At 61.4% G+C, this 21,483-nt stretch carries 16 protein-coding genes; 13 read left to right on the forward strand and 3 right to left on the reverse strand.

Translation table 11 applies throughout. The features are described from left to right. Window positions 1-211 precede the first annotated feature (211 nt). The 12 genes from glgA to ACA072_RS15130 all read left to right on the forward strand — a co-directional run bounded on the left by glgA (window position 212) and on the right by ACA072_RS15130 (window position 16,146). Entirely contained in the window at window positions 212-1,798 is a 1,587-nt protein-coding gene (glgA, locus tag ACA072_RS15075; protein WP_497618611.1) for a glycogen synthase GlgA, read from the forward strand. A gap of 17 nt (window positions 1,799-1,815) precedes the next feature. Then, window positions 1,816-3,612, forward strand: coding sequence for a malto-oligosyltrehalose trehalohydrolase (gene treZ / locus ACA072_RS15080; protein ID WP_497618613.1), 1,797 nt, complete (start codon window positions 1,816-1,818; stop codon window positions 3,610-3,612). Beyond that, window positions 3,609-5,687 carry a 4-alpha-glucanotransferase gene (malQ, locus tag ACA072_RS15085; protein ID WP_497618615.1) on the forward strand — a complete coding sequence of 693 codons (2,079 nt, stop codon included), beginning with the start codon at window positions 3,609-3,611 and terminating at the stop codon, window positions 5,685-5,687. The genes treZ and malQ overlap by 4 nt, the downstream gene beginning before the upstream one ends. Next, window positions 5,684-8,461, forward strand: coding sequence for a malto-oligosyltrehalose synthase (locus ACA072_RS15090; protein WP_497618617.1), 2,778 nt, complete (start codon window positions 5,684-5,686; stop codon window positions 8,459-8,461). Before malQ ends, ACA072_RS15090 begins: the two co-directional genes overlap by 4 nt. A gap of 21 nt (window positions 8,462-8,482) precedes the next feature. After that, window positions 8,483-8,800 carry a DUF2934 domain-containing protein gene (locus tag ACA072_RS15095; protein WP_497618619.1) on the forward strand — a complete coding sequence of 106 codons (318 nt, stop codon included), beginning with the start codon at window positions 8,483-8,485 and terminating at the stop codon, window positions 8,798-8,800. A gap of 251 nt (window positions 8,801-9,051) precedes the next feature. Continuing rightward, window positions 9,052-11,211 (forward strand): glycogen debranching protein GlgX, encoded by a 2,160-nt coding sequence (gene glgX, locus ACA072_RS15100; protein ID WP_497618621.1) that lies wholly within the window; start codon window positions 9,052-9,054, stop codon window positions 11,209-11,211. Between the two features lies 1 nt (window position 11,212). After that, entirely contained in the window at window positions 11,213-12,202 is a 990-nt protein-coding gene (locus tag ACA072_RS15105; RefSeq protein WP_497618623.1) for an acyl-CoA dehydrogenase family protein, read from the forward strand. Then, window positions 12,199-12,957 carry a PIG-L deacetylase family protein gene (locus tag ACA072_RS15110; protein WP_497618625.1) on the forward strand — a complete coding sequence of 253 codons (759 nt, stop codon included), beginning with the start codon at window positions 12,199-12,201 and terminating at the stop codon, window positions 12,955-12,957. Before ACA072_RS15105 ends, ACA072_RS15110 begins: the two co-directional genes overlap by 4 nt. Next, on the forward strand, window positions 12,954-13,553 hold the full coding sequence (locus ACA072_RS15115; RefSeq protein WP_497618627.1) for an SAM-dependent methyltransferase: 600 nt from the start codon (window positions 12,954-12,956) through the stop codon (window positions 13,551-13,553). Before ACA072_RS15110 ends, ACA072_RS15115 begins: the two co-directional genes overlap by 4 nt. Then, window positions 13,550-14,209 (forward strand): glycosyltransferase family 2 protein, encoded by a 660-nt coding sequence (locus ACA072_RS15120; protein ID WP_497618629.1) that lies wholly within the window; start codon window positions 13,550-13,552, stop codon window positions 14,207-14,209. The genes ACA072_RS15115 and ACA072_RS15120 overlap by 4 nt, the downstream gene beginning before the upstream one ends. A 124-nt stretch (window positions 14,210-14,333) precedes the next feature. Next, window positions 14,334-15,092, forward strand: a complete 759-nt coding sequence (locus ACA072_RS15125) for a PIG-L deacetylase family protein (RefSeq protein WP_497618631.1) — start codon at window positions 14,334-14,336, stop codon at window positions 15,090-15,092. Window positions 15,093-15,345: 253 nt separating this feature from the next. Next, complete coding sequence (locus ACA072_RS15130; RefSeq protein ID WP_497618633.1) at window positions 15,346-16,146, forward strand: endonuclease/exonuclease/phosphatase family protein; 801 nt, start codon at window positions 15,346-15,348, stop codon at window positions 16,144-16,146. A 12-nt stretch (window positions 16,147-16,158) separates the two neighbouring features. On the opposite strand, the gene ACA072_RS15135 is transcribed toward ACA072_RS15130, so the two are convergent. After that, complete coding sequence (locus ACA072_RS15135) at window positions 16,159-16,740, reverse strand: hypothetical protein (RefSeq protein WP_497618635.1); 582 nt, start codon at window positions 16,738-16,740, stop codon at window positions 16,159-16,161. 1 nt (window position 16,741) lies between these two features. After that, on the reverse strand, window positions 16,742-17,512 hold the full coding sequence (locus ACA072_RS15140; RefSeq protein ID WP_497618637.1) for a DUF2092 domain-containing protein: 771 nt from the start codon (window positions 17,510-17,512) through the stop codon (window positions 16,742-16,744). A 528-nt stretch (window positions 17,513-18,040) separates the two neighbouring features. On the opposite strand from ACA072_RS15140, the gene ACA072_RS15145 reads away from it, so the two are divergent. Further along, the gene (locus ACA072_RS15145) at window positions 18,041-19,114 is read left to right on the forward strand and encodes an autotransporter domain-containing protein (RefSeq protein WP_497618639.1); all 1,074 of its coding nucleotides are present in this window, start codon (window positions 18,041-18,043) and stop codon (window positions 19,112-19,114) included. A gap of 137 nt (window positions 19,115-19,251) precedes the next feature. Here ACA072_RS15145 and glgB read toward each other — a convergent pair whose 3' ends face one another. Next, a complete protein-coding gene (glgB, locus tag ACA072_RS15150; protein WP_497618641.1) occupies window positions 19,252-21,483 on the reverse strand; it encodes a 1,4-alpha-glucan branching protein GlgB in 2,232 nt (743 codons plus the stop codon).

Raw genomic sequence — 21,483 nt, forward strand, 5'->3', positions numbered from 1 at the left:
TCGAAACTTTTGGTCCTGACCGGGGGTCAGGTTAAAGGTAGGGCCTCAGCGACTGGTGCATTCCTTGCAACGGCCCCTCCACCCTTTCTGCATGAGCGCATGGGCAGCATTGCTCACCGATGCGAAGCGCGTTTGCGCCCGGCCACAGGATTTGGCCACGAACACCGTTTGTGCCTGACCTGGAATTAGATCAACAACACGGGAGATTCATATGATTAGTGCGGCTTTAGATATTCAGGGAGAGCGTGCTCATCAGCAGGTCGGCGAATCGAGCGCCGTGAATGCTCCGAGCGCCCAATCGATCAGCGTACCGGGCACCAAGACGCTGACACCAGCTGCCAGTCAGAATCCGAATAGAAAGAAGGTGTTGTTCGTCACCTCCGAAATTGCCGATCTGGTCAAGACCGGCGGCTTGGGTGACGTGTCCGCAGCCCTGCCCCGAGCGATGGCGCTGCTGCACGATGTGCGGGTGCTGATCCCCGGTTACCCGCAAGTGCTGCACAGCGAAAACCCGATTCACATCATCGGTGAACTCGGTGGGCATGCCGCACTGCCGCCCTGCAAGATCGGACGCATGGACATGCCGGACGGTCTGGTCATTTACGTGTTGATCTGCCCCGAACTCTACGAGCGCGAAGGTTCGCCCTACGGCGCCAACAACGGCCGCGACTGGCCGGACAACCACATTCGCTTCGCCCGCCTGGGCCTTGCTGCCGCCGATATCGCCGCCAATCTCGCGCAAATTCACTGGTGCCCGGATCTGGTGCATGCCCATGACTGGCCGGCCGGACTCGCGCCTGCCTACATGCACTGGCGTGGACAGCGCACCCCGACGCTGTTCACCATCCATAACCTGGCTTATCAAGGCGTCACCAGCCTTGGCTCCTGCCCGGAACTCGGTATTCCCAACCATGCCTTGCAACAGGAAGGCATGGAGTTCTACGGCAAGATGTCGTTCCTCAAGGCCGGCATGGCCTATTCGAGCCACATCACCACCGTCAGCGCCACCTACGCCCAGGAAATCACCACGCCGGCCTTCGGCTGCGGTCTCGACGGCTTTCTCGCCGCCAAGACCCAGCAAGGTCTGCTCAGCGGTATTCCTAACGGCATTGATGAAAGCTGGGACGCCGCCACCGACCCGCACCTGTTCTGCCCGTTCAGCATCGGCGACTGGGATGGCAAAGCGGTCAACGCCGCCCATGTCCGCGAGCTGTTCGGCCTGGAAGATTCCGAAGGCCCGCTATTTGCCGTGGTCTCGCGCCTGGTCTATCAGAAAGGCCTGGACCTGACCGAAGCAGTCTCCGAATACATCGTCGACAACGGTGGCCAGATCGCAATCATCGGTCGTGGCGAGCCGGAAGAAGAACAAGCCATGCGTGAACTGGCCCTGCGCTTTCCCGGGCAGATCGGTGTGCGCATCGGCTTCAATGAAACCGACGCCCGTCGCATGTTCGCCGGCAGTGATTTCCTGTTGATGCCTTCGCGTTACGAGCCTTGCGGCCTGAGCCAGATGTACGCCCAGCGCTTCGGTTCGCTGCCGGTGGCGCGCAACACCGGCGGCTTGGCCGACACCATTGAAAACGGCGTGACCGGTTTCCTGTTCGACGAATCCACCGTCGAGAGTTACCAGGAAGCCCTGAGCCGCGCGTTCAAGGTATTTGCCTTCCCCGGCCTGCTCAACGCCATGCGGTGCCGCGCCATGGCCGCGCCTTTCAACTGGTGCAAGGCGGTAGAACCCTACGCCGAACTCTACGAACAACTTGTCGCCAAAGCCCTGGGTAAATCGGGCAGGCAGTAAAAAAGAGGTTTTCACCAATGCCGTTACGGACCCTTGACACCTGGCCCCACGGCGCAATCATGCTGGACGCAGAACACACGCGTTTTGCCTTGTGGGCGCCAGATGCGTTTTACGTCAGTGTCGAACTGGAAGATGGACAATCCTTGCCGCTACTGCCTCAGGCTGATGGCTGGTTCGTGATCAAGACCCGCTGCCCGGCGGGTACGCGTTACCGCTACAACATTGATGGCGAACTCGAGGTGCCGGACCCGGCCTCCCGGGCGCAGGCAGGCGATATCGGCGACCACAGCGTGGTGGTCGATCCCCTCGCCTATCAATGGCAAAACAGCGCCTGGACTGGCCGCCCCTGGAATGAAGCCGTGATCTACGAATTGCACGTCGGTGCGCTCGGCGGCTTCAGAGAGGTCGAGCAGCATTTGGCGCGGCTGGTCGACTTGGGCATCACCGCGATCGAACTGATGCCGCTGGCGCAGTTCCCCGGTGACCGAAACTGGGGTTACGACGGGGTTCTGCCCTACGCGCCCCAAGCCTCCTATGGCACTCCCGAACAACTCAAACATTTGATCGACACCGCCCACGGCCATGGCCTGGCGGTGATTCTCGACGTGGTCTACAACCACTTCGGCCCGGACGGCAATTACCTGCACCACTACGCCAAGGGCTTCTTTCGCGAAGACAAGCACACCCCTTGGGGCGCGGCCATCGACTTCCGGCGGCGCGAGGTGCGGGACTTCTTCATCGACAACGCGTTGATGTGGTTGCTGGAATACCGCTTCGACGGCTTGCGCCTGGATGCCGTGCACGCCATCGAGAGCCCGGACTTTCTCCAGGAACTGGCGCAACGGGTTCGGCAGCAGACTGATCCGGCGCGGCATGTGTGGCTGACGGTCGAGAACGAACACAACCAGGCCAGCCTGCTGGAAGAAGGCTTCGATGCGCAGTGGAACGATGACGGCCACAACGCGTTGCACGTTCTGCTGACCGGTGAAACCGACGCCTATTACGCCGACTATGCCGACAAACCCACGGAACAACTGGCGCGCTGCCTGAGCCAGGGCTTCGTGTTTCAGGGCCACGTGACCCGCCACGGCACCAACCGGGGCGAGCCCAGCGGTCACTTGCCGCCCAGCGCCTTTGTGCTGTTTTTGCAGAACCATGACCAGATTGGCAACCGTGCCTTTGGCGAACGGCTGCATCAATTGGCCCACCTCGATGCCCTGAAAGCGGCGACCGCGCTGTTGCTGCTGTCACCGATGATCCCGCTGATGTTCATGGGCGATGAATTTGCGGCCGAGGAGCCGTTCCTGTTCTTTACCAGTCATCACGGTGAACTGGCGGAGCTGGTCCGCGAAGGCCGACGTAACGAATTTGCAGCCTTCAGCGCCTTTACTGATCCTCATAAACGCGAACAGATCCCTGATCCGAACGCGAAGCAGACCTTTGAAGCGTCGCGGCCGAAACTGACCGCCACCCGGCAATCGGCCATGCAGGGCCTGTATCACCAGCTGTTGCGGATTCGACATGACCACATCATTCCGCATCTGCCGGGGGCTCAAGCCCTGGGGGCCGAGGTGCTGGCCGAAGGTGCCGTGACGGCACGCTGGCTGCTGGGTAATGGCCGACAGCTGCGCATTGACCTGAACCTCGGCGACAAGCCGGTGGTCCACTCCCCACAGGCCGACGCCAGGTTGCTGTTCGAAACGCCGCCTCAGTCAGCCGGCCTGTTGGAACAGGGCACCCTTGCCCCGTATTGCGCGCTAGTCAGCCTCACGGCCGCAGCCCCCTTGCTACCCCCGGATGGAGAGCGCCAATGAGTGATGCGCAACTGGAAATACTGGCCAGCCGTGCCGGTTTGGCAGTCGACTGGATCGACGCCAACGGCCGCCCGCAGAAAGTCGCCCCCTCGGTATTGCGTAACGTCCTGACCGGACTCGGCCACCCTGCCGGCACCGCTCAGGAAATCGACGCCAGCCTGCTGCAATTGCAGCAAGTGCAACAAACCCGGCACCTGCCGCCGCTGATCACCGCTGACTTCGGCGTCGGCCTCGACCTGGCGCATTTCTTCGAGCCCGAAACGCCGTGCGAGATCCACCTTGAAGATGGCTCACGGCTGAACCTGAAACTGGATGCCGAGGCGCTGCTGCCGGGCCTGGTTCCGGTCGGGTATCAGCACGTCAGCATCGATGGACAATCATTCACTCTGGCCGTGGCACCGACACGTTGCTACAGCGTCGGCGATGCTGTCGAAAGTCCGATTCCGCGTACCTGGGGCCTGAGCGTGCAGTTGTATTCGCTGCGCCGCCCTGGCGATGGCGGGTTCGGCGATACCCAGGCGCTGGAAGACCTCGCCCGAGTGGCAGGCGAACGCGGCGCCGAGGCGCTGGCGATCAGTCCGTTGCATGCGATGTTCGGCAGCGACACCCAGCGCTACAGCCCGTATTCACCCTCCAGCCGTTTGTTTCTCAACAGTCTCTACGCCGCGCCGGGCGCGATTCTCGGTGAGCGCGCGTGGCGTGCGGCGATTGACGCCACCGGCCTGGCCGCCGAACTGCAACAGCTGGAAGAACAGCCGCTGATTAACTGGCCCGTGGCCGCCGAAGCCAAACACCGTTTGCTGCAAGCCTTGTACGAAGGCTTCGTCCAGGGCGAACACCCGCTGCATGCCGACTTCAGCAGCTTCCGCCATGCTGCCGGCGAAGCCCTGGAAAATCACTGTCGCTTCGAAGCCATCCAGGAAGCCCGTGCCGCCAAGGGTGAAACCCTCGACTGGCGCGAGTGGCCGGAACAATGGCGCGACCCACGCAGTGCCGCCCTTGCCGAATTTGCCGAAGAGAACGCCGGACGCATTGGCTTCTTCGCCTTCAGCCAATGGCTGATCACCCGCTGCCTGGAGCGTGCGCAAGCCGCCGCCCGCAGCGCGGGGATGAGCATCGGGTTGATCGCTGATCTGGCGGTGGGTGCCGACGGCGGTGGCAGTCAGGCCTGGAGTCGTCAGGACGAATTGCTTGCCTCGCTGACGGTGGGCGCGCCACCGGACATTCTTAATCGCACCGGCCAGGGCTGGGGTATTTCCGCTTTCTCCCCTGAAGGCCTGGTGCGCAACGGCTTTCGCGCATTCATCGAAATGCTCCGCGCCAATTTTGCCCACGCTGGCGGCTTGCGCATTGACCACGTCATGGGGCTGCAACGGCTGTGGGTAATCCCCAACGGTTCACCACCCGCTGATGGCGCCTATCTGTATTACCCGGTGGACGACCTGCTGCGCTTGCTCAGCCTGGAATCCCATCGCCATCAGGCGATCGTTCTGGGCGAAGACCTCGGGACGGTGGCGGATGGCCTTCGGGAAAAACTCATCGCCCGTTCGATCCTCGGCATGCGGGTGATGTTGTTTGAACAGGACAACGCACACTTCAAATCGATTATCGACTGGCCGGACAACGCCCTCGCGACCACCAGCACCCATGACCTGCCAACGCTCAATGGCTGGTGGCATGGCCGCGATATCGACTGGAATGCCCGACTGGGCCTGGTCGACGCCACGAGTGAAATCGAATGGCGCCAGCACCGTGAGCGCGAACGTGAAGGCCTGCGTCGCGTGCTGAGCGAGGACCCGCAGAACTTTCGCGAAGAGTCCCATGAAACCGATCAGGTGCTGGATGCCGCGGTGCGTTTCCTCGGTCATACCCGGGCGCCGCTGGTGTTACTGCCGCTGGAAGATGCCCTCGGCATTGAACAGCAGGCCAACCTGCCGGGCACCATCGACACGCACCCCAACTGGTCGCGGCGTTTGCCCGGCGGCAGCGAAGCGCTGCTCGATGACCCGGACGCCGCCCGGCGCCTGGAACTGCTCGCCTGCGCGCGACTTCAGGCTGGCGAGCGTGACCAATGAATCACCCGTTAATACAACCGCTTCGCGCCACCCTGCGGCTGCAATTTCATAAAGGTTTCACGCTGGATCAAGCGGTGCCGCTGGTGCCGTACTTTGCCAGCCTGGGCATCAGCCACGTCTATGCCTCGCCACTGCTCGCCGCCCGCTCCGGCTCCATGCACGGCTACGACGTGGTGGACCCGACCACGGTCAACCCGGAGCTGGGTGGCGAAGCCGCCTTGTACCGATTGGTCGCGGCCCTGCGCGAACACAAGATGGGGCTGATCCTCGACATCGTCTCCAACCACATGGCTGTCGGTGGCAGTGATAACCCGTGGTGGCTGGACTTGCTGGAATGGGGACGCCTTAGCCCTTACGGCGAGTTCTTCGACATTCAATGGCACTCGCCCGATCCTCTGATGGCGGGCCAGTTGCTGCTGCCGTTCCTCGGCAGCGATTACGGCATCGCCCTGCAGGACGGCACCCTGCCCTTGCGTTTCGATGCCCAGCGCGGTGCGTTTTATGTCGAGCACTATGAGCATCATTTCCCGATCTGCCCATCGAGCTACGGTGAACTGCTGCGAGCCGACGACGAACCGCTCAAGTTTCTCGCCGACCGCTTCAGTGCCTTGAGCTACCAGACCGATGCTCACAGCCTGGCGCAACCCCTGAAGGCAGAGCTGCGTGAGCTGGCCAGCGACCCTGCGCTCCTGCAATGCATCCAGCAGAATCTCAACGCCTACGATTCCCTGACGCCTGAGGGTTTCCAGCGCCTGCACCACCTGCTCGAGCGCCAGAGTTATCGCCTGGCCAGTTGGCGCACCGCGGCGGATGACATCAACTGGCGGCGGTTTTTCGATATCAACGAATTGGGTGGTTTGCGCGTCGAGCGCCCGGCCGTGTTCGAAGCGACCCACGCGAAAATCTTCGAACTGGTGGCTGAAGGCCTGGTCGACGGTCTGCGCATCGACCACATCGACGGCCTCGCCGACCCGCGCGGTTATTGCCGCAAACTGCGGCGTCGGGTCGATACGCTCTCGCCTGACCGGCACCTGCCGATCTACGTCGAGAAGATTCTCGGTGAAGGCGAAACCCTGCACCGCGACTGGTCGGTGGACGGCACCACCGGGTATGAATTCATGAATCAGCTGTCGTTGCTGCAACACGATCCCCACGGCGCCCAGACCTTGGGCGAGTTGTGGAATCGCTACAGCGAACGACCTGCGGACTTCCGGCAGGAAGCGCAGCTGGCACGTCAGCAGATTCTCAACGGCTCATTGGCCGGGGATTTCGAAAGTGTTGCCCAGGCGCTGCTGCAAGTGGCCCGGGACGACTTGATGACCCGCGACTTGACCCTGGGCGCGATCCGTCGAGCGTTGCAGGAACTGATCGTGCACTTCCCGGTGTACCGCACTTACATCAGCCCCCGTGGCCGTTCTGCCGAAGACGATGTGTTTTTCCAGCAAGCCATGGACGGTGCCCGGCAAACCCTCGGCGAGGCCGATTGGCCGGTGCTGGATTGCCTGGCCGGCTGGCTGGGTGGTGAGCCGTGGCGCAAACGCCCGGTGGGACGCCCGCGCAAGATCCTCAAACACGCCTGCGTGCGGTTCCAGCAACTGACGTCCCCGGCCGCCGCCAAAGCGGTGGAAGACACCGCGTTCTATCGCTCGGCGGTGCTGCTCTCGCGCAATGACGTGGGCTTCAGCACCGAGCAGTTCAGTGCGCCGGTCGCCGACTTCCATGCCGTCTGCCTTCAACGCCTGGAACAGTTTCCGGACAACCTGCTGGCCACCGCCACCCACGACCACAAACGCGGCGAAGACACTCGCGCACGGTTGGCGGTGTTGAGTGAACGCAGCGCCTGGTACGCCGAGCAGGTACCGCTGTGGCGAACACTTGCCCGGCCCTTGCATGACGATGACCTGATGCCCTCGGCGGGCGATGAGTTGATCCTCTATCAAGCGATCCTCGGCAGTTGGCCGCTGGACCTGCGCAGTGACGATCAGCCCGCGCTTGAGGACTATGCCAAGCGCCTGTGGCAATGGCAGCAGAAAGCCTTGCGCGAAGCCAAGCTGCAAAGCAGTTGGAGCGCGGCGAACGAGCCTTATGAAAAAGCCATGCAGCTCTTTATCGAGCGCCTGCTGCTGAGCCCCGAGGGTGAGCTGTTGCGTGCCGCCCTTGGCAAAGCGGTTCAAACCGTCGTCGTTCCTGGCGCGATCAACGGTTTGGCGCAAACCTTGCTGCGCATGACCGTACCGGGCATTCCGGACCTCTACCAGGGCAACGAATACTGGGACTTCTCGCTGGTCGATCCGGACAACCGCCGGCCGGTGGATTACGCCAACCGCCAACAGGCGATGCAGGTGCCGTTGAACCTGCCCGACCTCTTGGCCAACTGGCGTGACGGGCGCATCAAGCAAACCCTGATCAAGCAGGTGTTGAACCTGCGGGCCGAGCATGCCGAGCTGTTTCGCCGAGGGGCGTATCAAGCCCTCGACGTTGTCGGCAGTCAGGCTCACCGGGTGCTGGCGTTTGCTCGCGAACATGAAGGAAAACGGGCCATCGTGATCGTACCGATACGTTGCGCCCCGCTGCTGGAAAACAGTGCCGCCCCCCGGGTGGACGCGCTGCGCTGGGGCGATACACGGGTCAAATTACCGTTCACCGCCCCCGAGGAAAATCTGAAGGGACTTTTTTCGAGCTCGGCAGTCACACCCCACAGGGAGCTGAACATCAGCGCCGCGCTGGGGGATTTCCCGGTCAATCTCTTTATTCAAACGTTTACCCAAGCTTGAGTTCAGTTCAGGAGTATTGCGATGAGTACCGACGATAAACGCGTTCGCGAATTTGCCTATCAAATCTGGGAATCGGAAGGCAAGCCCGAAGGCCAGGAAGCCCGGCACTGGGAGATGGCTCGCAAACTGGCTGAAGCCGAAGCCCTGGCCCCCAAAAAATCGCCGAAGGCTACCGGCAGTAAAACGGCTGCCAAACCTGCTGTGTCCAAAGCCGCCAATGGCAAGGTCCCGGAGCCGAAAGCCAAGGCCAAGCCTGCGGCGGCTTCGAAGGTGATTCCGCCCGGCGAAAAAGCGACAGAAAAGAAGCCTAAAGCAGCGCGCAAACCGCCCGCGGCCTGACGCTTCACTTTCGATTCCTGATTGACCTCGTGGCCAGCCCGCTGGCCACCGTGGGCGCGTTCGCCCGAAATAAAGAGCCATTGTGAATTGAAACACTGTCCCCTGTGGGAGAGGGCTTGCTCGCGAAGAGGGAGTGTCAGGCGACATTAATGTTGACTGACCCACCGCATTCGCGAGCAAGCCCGCTCCCACAGGGGGTGATCACCGTAAGTGACAGTTTTCACCCGTACCCCTTTTTTGCAGGAGCATGTATGACCAGTCCAAAGAATGCCGCGCCAGAACCTCACGCCGAGGCCTCGCGAATCCGTGAAGGCTTGCCCTTCCCGCTGGGTGCGACCTGGGATGGTCTGGGGGTCAACTTTGCCTTGTTTTCCGCCAACGCCACCAAGGTCGAACTGTGCATCTTCGATGATGCCGGCGAGGTGGAACTGGAGCGGATCGAACTGCCCGAATACACCGACGAGATCTACCACGGCTACTTGCCCGACGCCCATCCGGGGCTGATCTACGGCTACCGTGTCTACGGTGCGTACGACCCGGCCAACGGCCATCGCTTCAACCACAACAAATTGCTGATCGACCCCTACGCCAAGCAATTGGTCGGCCAGCTTAAATGGTCCGAAGCGCTGTTCGGCTACACCATCGGCCACCCGGACGCTGACCTGAGTTTCGATGAGCGCGACAGTGCGCCCTTCGTGCCCAAGTGCAAAGTCATCGACCCCGCTCACACCTGGGGCAATGATCAACGGGTCAGCATCCCGTGGGACAAGACGATCATTTATGAAACCCACCTGCGCGGCATCAGCATGCGTCACCCCTCCGTCCCCGAGAACGTGCGTGGCACCTGCGCCGGGTTGATGGTCGATGACGTGCTGGAACACATCCGCAAGCTGGGGGTTTCTTCGGTTGAATTGCTGCCGATCCACGCCTTCGTCAACGACCAGCATCTGCTGCACAAAGGCATGACCAATTACTGGGGCTACAACAGCATCGCCTTTTTCGCCCCGGACCCGCGTTACCTGGCCAGCGGCAAGATCGCCGAGTTCAAGGAGATGGTCGCGCACCTGCACGAGGCCAATCTGGAAGTGATCCTCGACGTGGTCTACAACCACACCGCCGAGGGCAACGAACAAGGCCCGACCCTGTCCATGCGCGGCATCGACAACGCCTCGTACTACCGCTTGATGCCGGATGACAAGCGTTACTACATCAACGATTCGGGCACCGGCAACACCCTGGACCTGAGTCACCCGTGCGTGCTGCAAATGGTCACCGACTCCCTGCGTTACTGGGCCACGGAAATGCACGTGGACGGTTTCCGCTTTGACCTGGCAACCATTCTCGGTCGCTACCACGAGGGCTTCGACGAACGTCACAGCTTCCTCGTCGCCTGTCGTCAGGACCCGGTGCTGCGCCAGGTGAAAATGATTGCAGAGCCTTGGGATTGTGGCCCCGGTGGTTATCAGGTCGGTGGTTTTCCGCCGGGCTGGGTCGAGTGGAACGACAAATTCCGCGACACCGTGCGTGCGTTCTGGAAAGGCGATGACGGCCAACTGGCAGACTTCGCCAGCCGCATGACCGCTTCCGGCGAGATGTTCAACCAGCGCGGCCGCCGGCCCTATGCTTCGTTGAATTTCATCACCGCCCATGATGGTTTCACCCTCAATGACCTGGTGTCGTACAACGACAAGCACAACGAAGCCAACGACGAGAACAATCAGGACGGCAGCAATAACAACCTGTCCTGGAACCACGGCGTCGAAGGCCCGACCGACGACCCGGAAATCAATGAGCTGCGTCAGCGGCAAATGCGCAATTTCTTCGCCACGTTGCTGCTGTCCCAAGGCACGCCGATGCTGGTGGCCGGCGACGAATTCGCCCGCACTCAGGAAGGCAACAACAACGCCTATTGCCAGGACAGCGAGATCGGCTGGGTCAACTGGGACCTGAGCGAAGACGGCAAGGCCCTGCTCAAGTTCGTCAAACGCCTGATCAAGTTGCGTCTGGCTTATCCGATCCTGCGTCGCGGACGCTTTCTGGTGGGCAATTACAACGAAGACATCGGCGTCAAGGACGTGACCTGGCTCGCCCCGGATGGCAGTGAAATGTCCACCGATCAATGGGAGGAAGCCCACGGCCGTTGCCTCGGCATGCTGATGGATGGCCGTGCGCAGGAAACCGGTATCCGCCGCAAGGGCGGTGACGCGACCCTGTTGCTGGTGGTTAACGCGCACCACGACATCGTCAACTTCACGTTGCCGGAAGTGCCTGACGGCTTTCACTGGACGTGCATGATCGACACCAATCAACCGAAGATTCGCGGGCAGGAGCTTTTCGAGTTCGGTCACGAATATTCCGTCACTGGTCGTTCGTTGCTGCTGTTCGAATTGCAGCATGAGGAAGAAGAGTGAAATGGACCTTCAAGCGTTTCTCGATCACCAGTCACCGGACTACGCCGATACTCAGGCGCTAGGCCGGTGCCTGCGGGCGCTGGTGGAGGCAGGCCTTGACCAACTCCCGCTGCCGGGCAGTGGCCAGACGCTGGAGCGGTTCCAGCGCCTGGCCGAGGTCGGTGCTCATGACCTCGGATTGTGCAAGTTGTACGAAGGCCATACCGATGCGCTGGCGATCATCCAGCAACTCGGTGGCTCGCCAACCCCTGGCAGCACGTGGGGCATGTGGGCGGCCGAACCGCCGCAGGCGCGGGTGCGCGTCCGTCCACAAGGGCAAATGGTTGTTCTGAAAGGACGCAAGGCCTGGTGCTCGGGCGCGGCGGTGCTGAGTCATGCGTTGCTCACAGCCTGGGATCATCAGGACTGCCAGCAACTGGTCGCCGTGGCGCTGGATCAACCCGGCGTGACCATCACCGATCAGGGCTGGCAAGCAATCGGCATGGGCGCCACCGGCAGCGTCGAAGTGCTGTTCGAAGGCGCCGAAGCACAAGCCATCGGCTACCGCGGCGACTACCTGAATCGGCCCGGTTTCTGGCAAGGCGGCATCGGCATTGCTGCCTGCTGGTACGGCGCGGCACAGAGCATCGCCGAACGCTTGCGTACTCACTGCGCTCAACATGAAGAACCCCACGCCCTCGCCCATCTGGGCGCCGTCGACAGTGCGTTGCATGCTGCCGCCGAGGTATTGCGGGTCAGCGCACTGATGATTGACGCGGCTCCGCTGGACGACGCCGAACTGCTGGCCCGGCGCGTCCGTGCGGTGGTGGAACACGCCGTCGAACAGGTCATTTTGCACGTTGGCCACGCCCTCGGCGCGGGCCCTTATTGCAAGGACCGGCAGTTCGCTCGACTGATCGCCGACCTGCCGGTATTCCTGCGCCAAAGCCACGCCGAACGGGACCTCGCCGCCCTCGGCCAGACAGCCATCAGCGGAACATGGACGTTATGAAAACCAACCCCATCATCGGACAAGGCACGCCGCTTCATCGGTGGCAAACCTCCAGCCATCTGGCGCAGTTGCCGGTCATCGATATCCTGAGTCTGGTGCCGGAAGGCACCCGCGCGGTAATCATCGCCCCGCACCCGGATGACGAAGTGCTGGGCTGCGGCGGTTTCCTGCAATTGCTTGCTGCCGCCGGCCGACCCTTGCAACTGATCTCGGTCACCGATGGGAGCGCCAGCCACCCCGGTTCCGAGCGCTGGCCGGTGGAGCGCCTGAGCGCGGTCCGGCCACAAGAGTCTGTCGAAGCCTTGCGCCGTCTGGGGCTGCCACTGCACAGCCTGAAATGGCTGCGCGGCGGGTTCAAGGACAGCCAGGTCGCCGATCGAGAAACCGAGTTGAGCGAATTCATCGAGCGGCATTTGCGCCCCAACGACGTGGTGTTCACCACGTGGTGCGAAGACGGCCATTGCGATCACGAAGCCGTCGGCCGGGCCAGCGCCGAAGCGGCGAAACGCGCCGGTGTGACCGTGCATGAATTGCCCGTGTGGACCTGGCACTGGGCAACACCCGAAGACAGCTTGGTGCCGTGGCACCGGGCGCGGAAAATCCTGCTGGCCCCGCACCTGGTCGCGCGCAAACGCCACGCGATCCATGCTTTTGCCAGTCAGTTGGAAGGTGATCCGCAAATCGGCCTGCCGCCGGTGCTGGCGCCTTATGTACTGGAGCGACTGCTGCAACCGTTCGAGGTGGTGTTTTTATGAGCGTGGATGATCGCTATTTCGACGGTTTGTTTGCCGGCAACGATGATCCCTGGTCGTTTCGTCAGCGCTGGTATGAACAACGCAAACGCGCCATCACCCTCGCCGCACTGCCTCGTCCGCACTACCGGGCGATCTTTGAACCCGGCTGTGCCAACGGCGAGCTGAGCTTTGAGCTGGCCAGCCGTTGTGATCGTCTTTTGTGTTGCGACACCGCCGCCGCAGCGGTGACGCTGGCCCGCACCCGACTGGGCCCGTTCGACCACGCCGAAGTCCGTCACCTCCGCTTGCCTGCTGATTGGCCGGATGAAAAATTCGACCTGATCGTCCTCAGCGAGATCGGCTATTACCTCGACGCCGACGACCTGAAACACCTGATCGAACAGGCCTCCCAGTCGCTGACTGCCGACGGCCAACTGCTGGCCTGCCATTGGCGCCCGTCCATCGACGGTTGCCCGCTGAATGCCCGGCAAGTGCACGACTTGCTCCACGAACATTTGCCTTTGCCGCGCCTGGTCCTGCATCAGGAAGCGGATTTCCTGCTGGAACTCTGGAGTCGTGAACCCCGCTCCGTGGCGGCTCTGGAGGGCCTGCGATGATTGGCATTGTGATCCCCGCGCATAACGAAGAAGACTTGCTCGAAGACTGCCTTGAAGCGGCCCTGCTCGCCGCGCAACACGAGATGCTGGACGGTGAAGCCGTCGAGGTGCTGGTGGTGCTCGACAGTTGCACCGACCGTTCCCTGGAGATCGTCAGTGCTTACCCGGTGCACAGTCTGGCGATCGAGGCACGTAACGTCGGCCAGGCCCGCGCCGCCGGGGCGCGGTTTCTGCTGGATCGCGGGGCGCGCTGGATTTCCTGCTCCGATGCCGACAGCCGTGTGGCGCAGGATTGGCTGGTGGCACAACTGGCCCTTGATGTCGACGCGGTGTGCGGCACTGTCACGGTGGACGAATGGCACGATTCGATCGATGAATCGACACAGATTCGCTATCACCAGCACTATCAGGCCCGCGACGGCCATCGGCACATTCACGGGGCCAATCTGGGCATCAGTGCCGACGCCTATCGGCGCGCCGGCGGTTTCGAACCGCTGGCCTGTGACGAAGATGTGCAACTGGTGCGCCAGCTCGAACGCTGCGGCGCCAACATTGCCTGGAGTCATCGCCCGCAAGTACTCACCAGCGCCCGACTGGACAGCCGGGCGCGCGGCGGTTTCGGCGATTTTTTGCGGGGCCTGGCACAGGTTGGTTAAAAAAAACCGTCTCAGGCGACACCACCACGCGACGAACAGCCTGACTTGAGCAATACTCTGCTCGCGGCAATCCAGGGTATGGAGCGCTGCCTATTGCTATCAAACAGAACAAGGACGTAGCCCGATGAAACCCGTTTCCATCATCGAAAGCAGCTTGCCGGGACAGGTCTGGAACAGCGCCCTGCAACTGGACAACATCCCCGTTATCAACACCGAGACCCTGGTCCCGGCTGGCGCACGCGCCGTGGTCATCGCACCGCATCCCGGCGATGAAGTGGTCATGTGTGGTGGCCTGCTTCAACTTCTTTCCTCCCTTGGACATCCCCTGCAATTGATCTCGATCACTGATGGCAGCGCCAGCCATCCGGGTTCGCAGCAATGGTCAGAGAAACGCCTGAGTGTGTTTCGCGGCCAGGAAAGCGTCGAAGCGTTGCGCCGGCTGGGATTGCCGATGCACAGCCTGAAGTGGATTCGCGGCGGCTTCACCGACAATGCCCTGGCCGAGCGTGAAACCCAACTGACCCAATTCATTGCCCGTTATTTGCGCCCCGGCGATGTGGTGTTCAGTACCTGGCGAGAAGACGGCACCTCGGATCATGACGCCGTCGGCCGCGCCAGCGCCAATGCTGCGAGCATGGTCGGCGCGACGGTCAACGAACTGCCGGTCTGGGCCTGGCACTGGCCGACCCGGGAGCAAGGACTGTTTCCCTGGCATCGTGCGCGCAAAATACGCCTCGACACCTGGACCGTCGCGCGCAAAAGCCACGCCACCCACGCCTACGCCAGCCAGCTCGACGGCGAACCGGCCATCGGCATCGCACCGCTGCTGCCCCGGGTCATCCTGGAGCGCATGCGCTTGCCCTATGAAGTCGTCTTCGTCTGACCCAACACGCGCTGTAGCAGCTGTCGAGCCTGCGAGGCTGCGTCCGGCTGCGAAGCAGTCGTAAAATCAGGCAACGCGGATTATCAGATAAACCGTGCATTCAGGATTTACGACTGCTCCGCAGCCGGACGCAGCCTCGCAAGCTCGACAGCTGCTACATTTTTGCGTGAAGGCTGCCGGCGACGAATCACTCTGAACTGCCCGCCGCTGCATCAGTCGCATGCATAAGCAGCCCAGATTCAGAGGAGTGAACGTGACCAGTGATTCCGAGCAGCGAGCCGTCGAATCAGTGCCCTTGGACTCGCCCACGGCGATTCATCGCTTGAGGGTGCTGACGGTCAACACGCACAAGGGGTTTACCGCCCTCAACCGGCGTTTCATCCTTCCCGAGCTGCGTGAAGCGGTGCGCAGTACGTCGGCCGACCTGGTATTCCTGCAGGAAGTGGTCGGTGAACACGATCGGCATTCTTCCCGTTACAACGACTGGCCGCAGACCTCGCAATACGAGTTCCTGGCCGACAGCATGTGGAGCGATTTCGCCTACGGTCGCAATGCCGTTTACCCCAACGGCCATCACGGCAACGCGCTGCTGTCGAAATACCCGATTCGTGAACACCGCAACCTTGACGTCTCGATCACCGGCCCCGAACGGCGCGGGTTGCTGCACTGCATCCTCGACGTCCCGGGGCACGCTGAAGTCCACGCGATCTGCGTGCATCTGAGCCTGCTGGAAAGCCATCGGCAGTTGCAGCTCCAACTGCTCTGTCTGCTGCTCGAATCCTTGCCCGACGATGCGCCGGTGATCATCGCCGGCGACTTCAACGACTGGCAGCTGCAAGGCAACGCCGCCCTCGCCCGGCGCGATTACCTGCATGAAGCCTTCGAGCGCCACAATGGCCGCCCCGCGAAAACCTATCCGGCGCGCTTTCCGCTGTTGCGCCTGGACCGGATCTACCTGCGCAACGCCAGCAGCCACAACCCGCGAATTCTCGGCAATAAGCCCTGGACGCACCTGTCGGATCACTTGCCGCTAGCGGTGGAAGTGCACCTCTGAGCGGTCAACGCATCAAGGCGCGTTGACCACGACGTAGGTCACATTGCTGCCCTGATACTGCGGTTGATACCAGGTCGAACCACACTGCATGTACAACGTGTTGTACTGCATGACCTCCACACAACTCGTGGGCATTTGCGCCGGCGTAAAGATTGAGCCAACCACCGCCGCCGTCACCGCGACCGTTGCGGTCACGACCGCCGCCGCGGCGATTGGATGGTAGTGATTGTCGTAGCCATAGCGGCCATGCCCATCGACATCAATGTCGACATCACGATTATTGTTGATGTTGACGTTACGGGTGCTGTTGTTGATGTTGGTGCGGTTGCCGACGCTGTTCCCGGCATTGACCCGGTTGCCAGAATTCACCCGATTGCCTGAATTCACCCGATTGCCCGCATTGACGTTGCTCGCCCGTTGCGAAGTATTCATCCGTTGCGCCCGCTGGGCATTGGGTGCCGGCGCTCGATTGACCGAGGCCCTTGCCTGCCCCTGGCCTCGCGGCCGGGCATCCGCTTCGGCGATCAGGCCGACGGTCAGCACGGTGGCGGCAGCGAGTGATAACAACAGGCTCCACGACATTGTCCGGTTCATGTCATTCCCCTCCCTGCTCAGCGGCCTTCTTCAACGGGATCGCGACGTCGCCCTTGGCCGGTTTGAAGGTGAACATCGACTCCTGAAGGCCAGGCTTGAGGTTCCAGCGATACACCGCGCTGTATTCCGGAAAACTCTTCTCGTCAGTGGTGGTAATCACCAGTTTGCACGGCAGCGGCTTCTCGGACCGGGTGATCCACAATTGCCAGTCAACGCCCTCCTGCCGAAAGGCCAGGTGGTCACAGAGCTGGCCCTTGATCGCCGACGGCCCCACGTACAGGGCTTCTTTAAGGGCATCGATCTGCGCCTGATCGCTGCCAAACAGAAACAGGTCTTCCATGGGGATCTGAATGCCGTAATGGTCTTCGATCATGTGCAGGGCTTCGGACACCTTGGGCGGAGCATCTATCGTGGTGTAGTACTTGAGGTACGGTGAGTACTGGGTCAGTTTCTTGCCGTTGTAGAAGAACTCTCGCGTTCGAATATCGCCTTCTGTCTTGGCATACATTCGATCGTGCCCCAGTACTTTCAGGGTCGTGGAAGCCTCGGACTTGATCTTCTGGCCGGTCTCCAGAACAGTATCCCGGGTCACTTCGGCGTCCACCTGAAACTTCGACAGACTGCGCAGGTAGTTGCCCATATCAATCAGTTTGTCGACCACCTGCGGGTTGATCGTCAAAGTAGTGTCCGCCGGGGGTGCCTCTTCGGCGCGAGCCCCCGGGGCAAGGGCCAGGGTGAACATCAGGCAGAAAACACTGTGTTGGGTTTTCATTGATTCCGCTCCTGTCCTTGCACCGGGATGCCGCCGAATTTCATGGCTGACTATTCAGCCTAGTCGCGGGCAACCCTGTTCGCCAGACAGATAAACCTGCGTGAAGACGCCGGTCACCTTGCGTTCATTTCAGCGCAGCATTACTGACAGAATCGAGACACCGGATCAGCGGTACAACCGTGCTCTGAACCTCACCCCGGCAGACCGATAGCCGACTATCCAAAGGCTCTGGCACGCGGGGTTTTTGACGATTTTTCGAACAAACAAGAACTTAGATGCGCGGCAAAAATCAGTCACTTGCGAGCACTAAAATAACACTACCACTTATCGGCCATTTTCTTGACGCCCTGTCAAGGGTCTTCTTAGCTTCACGTTACTACCCCCGGAAATCCCACCAGGGGCAAACCTCCAGACACCCGCGAAATCGGGCGGCCAGCGGCTTGCCTCAATCCATTCGGTCGCCCCTCATTCGGGGTAGGAGAGAGACGCCAGAGCGAGATACGGCATGCGATTGCAAGGTAGACCCCCATGAAAACTTCATTCACCCAACAAGAGATCAAAGTCACTTTTTGCACTGTCTCGAGTTCACTGCTGCTGTGTTCGACAATGGAGGTGCAAGCAGGGCCCGCAGAGGAAGAAACCGCCCCCTGGTATCGCCAGGATGTTCCGGCAATGACCTTGCCCACGATCACTGTCACCGCCCCCTACCCCGGCCACTTCAGCGCCGCCTCCGATACACGAAGTTCACGCCTGACCATTGAAGATGCTGCGCCTTCGGCCTGGGATCAGCTGTACGGGCAGGCATCGCGCCAGGCACAGACCGATGTCATGACCCAGGGTTATTCCATCCCTGGCAGCACCGAATTCAAAGGCCCGGCGATCCTGACCCTGCAGAGCGGTAGCGGCCATACCCAGCGGGTCGGTCTGATCGGTGGGATGACTCAGTTACAAGGCAACAGCAATGGCCTGTTGACCAGCCGCGCACTCGCCGACCCTGAGAACGACACCCTCAACCTGCAAGGCCAGAGCCTCGGCGCCTACTGGAGCCTGACCGGCCCACAAGGCTGGCACGTGGATTTGTCCGCCAGTGGCGGCCGGGTCAACGGTTACAGCCGTAACGACCAGGGCGCAAGGATGGCGACCGAAGGCAGCGCGGTGACATTGTCGGTGGAAGGTGGTTTTCCGATTGGCGTGAGCGAGAACTGGGTGGTCGAACCGCAAGCGCAGTTGATCAATCAGCGCATTACGCTTGATACGCCTTATGCCGGTTCAAGCAATGCGTCGTCCAGCGACCTGACGTCCTGGAGCGGCCGGGTCGGTGCCCGGTTGAAAGGGAGTTACGACATCAACGGACTGGGGGTCGAACCCTATGTGCGGACCAACTTGTGGCACACCGTGTACACCGGCAATACCGTGACCCTCGATCAGGTGGACAAGATCAGCAGCAGTCGCAATTCATCGACGGTCGAAGTGGGCTTGGGGCTGGTGGCCAGAGTCACGCCCGCGGTGAGTTTTTACGTCAGCGCCGATTACAGCAGTGATGTGGATGACAATGATTTGAATGGGTTGATCGGGAGTCTTGGGGTGCGGATGCGGTGGTGAGTGGCTTGTTCGACGATATTTGTTGTTTGGGCTGACGCCTTCGTCGGAACGCCGCCCGGAGCAAGCCCGCTCCCACAAGGACAGCGCATGACCTGTGGGAGCGGGCTTGCTCGCGAATGGGGCGACTCGGTTTTAGATCAGCCCTCAGGACTCAGGATCAACACCGCCAGCGGTGGCAGATTCAACACCAGCGAAAGCGCCTGCCCATGGCTTGGCTCTTCCTCGGTAAAGGCTCCGCCGCTGTTGCCATAGTTGGACCCGGCATACATCGCCGCATCGCTGTTGATCACCTCGCCCCAGCGCCCGGCATACGGCACGCCGATGCGATAGGCCTGGCGCGGCACCGGCGTGAAGTTCGCCACCACCAACACCGGCCGCCCTTCCTTACTCCAGCGCAGGAACGCGTAAACGCTGTTGATCGCATCGTCGCCGATCAACCACTGGAAACCTTGCGGCGCGTCGTCCTGGTCATGCATCGCCGGCTCTTCGCGGTACAGCCGATTGAGGTCGCCGACGAGTTTCTGCACACCCTTGTGTTCCGAGTATTGCAACAGGTACCAGTCCAGTTGCTGATCGTGATTCCACTCGCGCCACTGGCCGAATTCACAGCCCATGAACAGCAGCTTCTTGCCGGGATGCGCCCACATGAAGCTCAGGTAGGCCCGCAAATTGGCAAATTTCTGCCAACGGTCGCCCGGCATCTTGTCGATCAGCGAGTGTTTGCCGTGCACCACTTCATCGTGGGAGATCGGCAGGATGAAGCGCTCGGACCAGGCATACACCAGGCCGAAACTCAGCTCGTTGTGGTGATGACCGCGGTACACCGGGTCCTGCTGGATGTAATGCAGCGAATCGTGCATCCAGCCCATGTTCCATTTGTAGTCAAAACCCAGTCCGCCCTGTTGCGTGCCCTGGCTGACACCCGGCCATGCGGTGGATTCCTCGGCGATCACCAGCGCTCCCGGCGCTTCCAGGTTGACCACGTCGTTGAGGTGACGCAGGAAGTCGATGGCTTCGAGGTTCTCGCGTCCGCCATGGCGGTTTGGCACCCACTCCCCGGCCTTGCGCGAGTAATCGCGATAGAGCATTGAAGCCACGGCATCGACCCGCAGGCCATCGACGTGGAAATGCTTGAGCCAGTGCAGTGCCGATGCCAGCATGTAGCCATGCACTTCGGTGCGGCCCAGGTTGTAGATCAGCGTGTCCCAATCCTGATGGAAACCTTCCTGCGGATTGCCATATTCGTACAGCGCGGTGCCGTCGAACTGTGCGAGGCCGTGGGTATCGGTGGGGAAATGCGCCGGCACCCAATCGAGGATCACGCCGATATCAGCCTGGTGGCAGGCGTTGACGAAGGCGGCGAAATCTTCCGGCGAACCGTAGCGGGCGCTCGGGGCGAATTGCGACAGCAGCTGATAACCCCAGGAACCACCGAACGGGTGTTCCATGATCGGCATCAGCTCAATGTGGGTGAAGCCCAATTCCTTCACATAAGGAATCAGCCGCTCACCCAGCTCGTGCCAGGTGTACTGGCGTGCCACTTCACCCAGATCGTCCAGTTCGCACTGCCATGAACCGGCGTGCAATTCGTAGATCGACAGCGGCGCACTCGGCAGATGCCGGTCGGCACGGGATTGCATCCATGCCTGGTCCTGCCAATCAATGTTCAGTGGTGCAGCGACCTTGGATGCAGTGTCCGGTGGCAGCGAGGTGGCCAGGGCCATCGGGTCAGCCTTGAGTGGCAGAATGCCGTGGGCGCCGAGAATTTCGTATTTGTAGGTTTCCCCCGCCTGCAGGCGCGGGATAAATACTTCCCAGACCCCGGTGGGATGGCGCAGGCGCATCGGGTGTCGACGCCCGTCCCAATTGTTGAAGTCACCGACCACCGACACCCGCTTGGCGTTCGGTGCCCACACGGCGAAACGTACGCCGTCGATACCATCGACCGACTTCAACTGCGCGCCGAGGCAGGCGCTGAGGTCACGGTGATTGCCTTCAGCGAACAGGTACAAGTCCATCTCGCCGAGCAACGGGCCAAAGCTGTAAGGGTCTTCTGAAACCTGTTCGCCGCCGGCCCAACGGGTGCGCAGCAGATACGGCTGGGCCCGATCGAAGTGGCCGACAAACAGACCCGGGGTCTGGGTGGCTTCAAGGTTGCCGAGTTCTTCCCCGGAGTCCCTGGCCAATACCTGAACGCTCAGCGCGTCCGGCAGATAAGCCCGAATGAATTGCCCTCCGGCGTCATCGCCGTGGGGGCCGAGAATTGCAAATGGGTCGTGATGTTCGGCGCGAACCAGCGCGTCGATATCCCGTGATCTGGGCAGCAGCGCTTCTTTAGCGTGACCCTGTTCCTTGTTCGAGAAACTCAT

The organism is Pseudomonas sp. LBUM1656, from assembly GCF_059716065.1.

Coding starts and splice junctions, on each gene's coding strand:
- glgA (WP_497618611.1), top strand. CDS start 212: ATGATTAGTGCGGCTTTAGATATTCAGGGAGAGCGTGCTCATCAGCAG.
- treZ (WP_497618613.1), top strand. CDS start 1,816: ATGCCGTTACGGACCCTTGACACCTGGCCCCACGGCGCAATCATGCTG.
- malQ (WP_497618615.1), top strand. CDS start 3,609: ATGAGTGATGCGCAACTGGAAATACTGGCCAGCCGTGCCGGTTTGGCA.
- ACA072_RS15090 (WP_497618617.1), top strand. CDS start 5,684: ATGAATCACCCGTTAATACAACCGCTTCGCGCCACCCTGCGGCTGCAA.
- ACA072_RS15095 (WP_497618619.1), top strand. CDS start 8,483: ATGAGTACCGACGATAAACGCGTTCGCGAATTTGCCTATCAAATCTGG.
- glgX (WP_497618621.1), top strand. CDS start 9,052: ATGACCAGTCCAAAGAATGCCGCGCCAGAACCTCACGCCGAGGCCTCG.
- ACA072_RS15105 (WP_497618623.1), top strand. CDS start 11,213: ATGGACCTTCAAGCGTTTCTCGATCACCAGTCACCGGACTACGCCGAT.
- ACA072_RS15110 (WP_497618625.1), top strand. CDS start 12,199: ATGAAAACCAACCCCATCATCGGACAAGGCACGCCGCTTCATCGGTGG.
- ACA072_RS15115 (WP_497618627.1), top strand. CDS start 12,954: ATGAGCGTGGATGATCGCTATTTCGACGGTTTGTTTGCCGGCAACGAT.
- ACA072_RS15120 (WP_497618629.1), top strand. CDS start 13,550: ATGATTGGCATTGTGATCCCCGCGCATAACGAAGAAGACTTGCTCGAA.
- ACA072_RS15125 (WP_497618631.1), top strand. CDS start 14,334: ATGAAACCCGTTTCCATCATCGAAAGCAGCTTGCCGGGACAGGTCTGG.
- ACA072_RS15135 (WP_497618635.1), bottom strand. CDS start 16,740: ATGAACCGGACAATGTCGTGGAGCCTGTTGTTATCACTCGCTGCCGCC.
- ACA072_RS15140 (WP_497618637.1), bottom strand. CDS start 17,512: ATGAAAACCCAACACAGTGTTTTCTGCCTGATGTTCACCCTGGCCCTT.
- ACA072_RS15145 (WP_497618639.1), top strand. CDS start 18,041: ATGAAAACTTCATTCACCCAACAAGAGATCAAAGTCACTTTTTGCACT.
- glgB (WP_497618641.1), bottom strand. CDS start 21,483: ATGAGTTTCTCGAACAAGGAACAGGGTCACGCTAAAGAAGCGCTGCTG.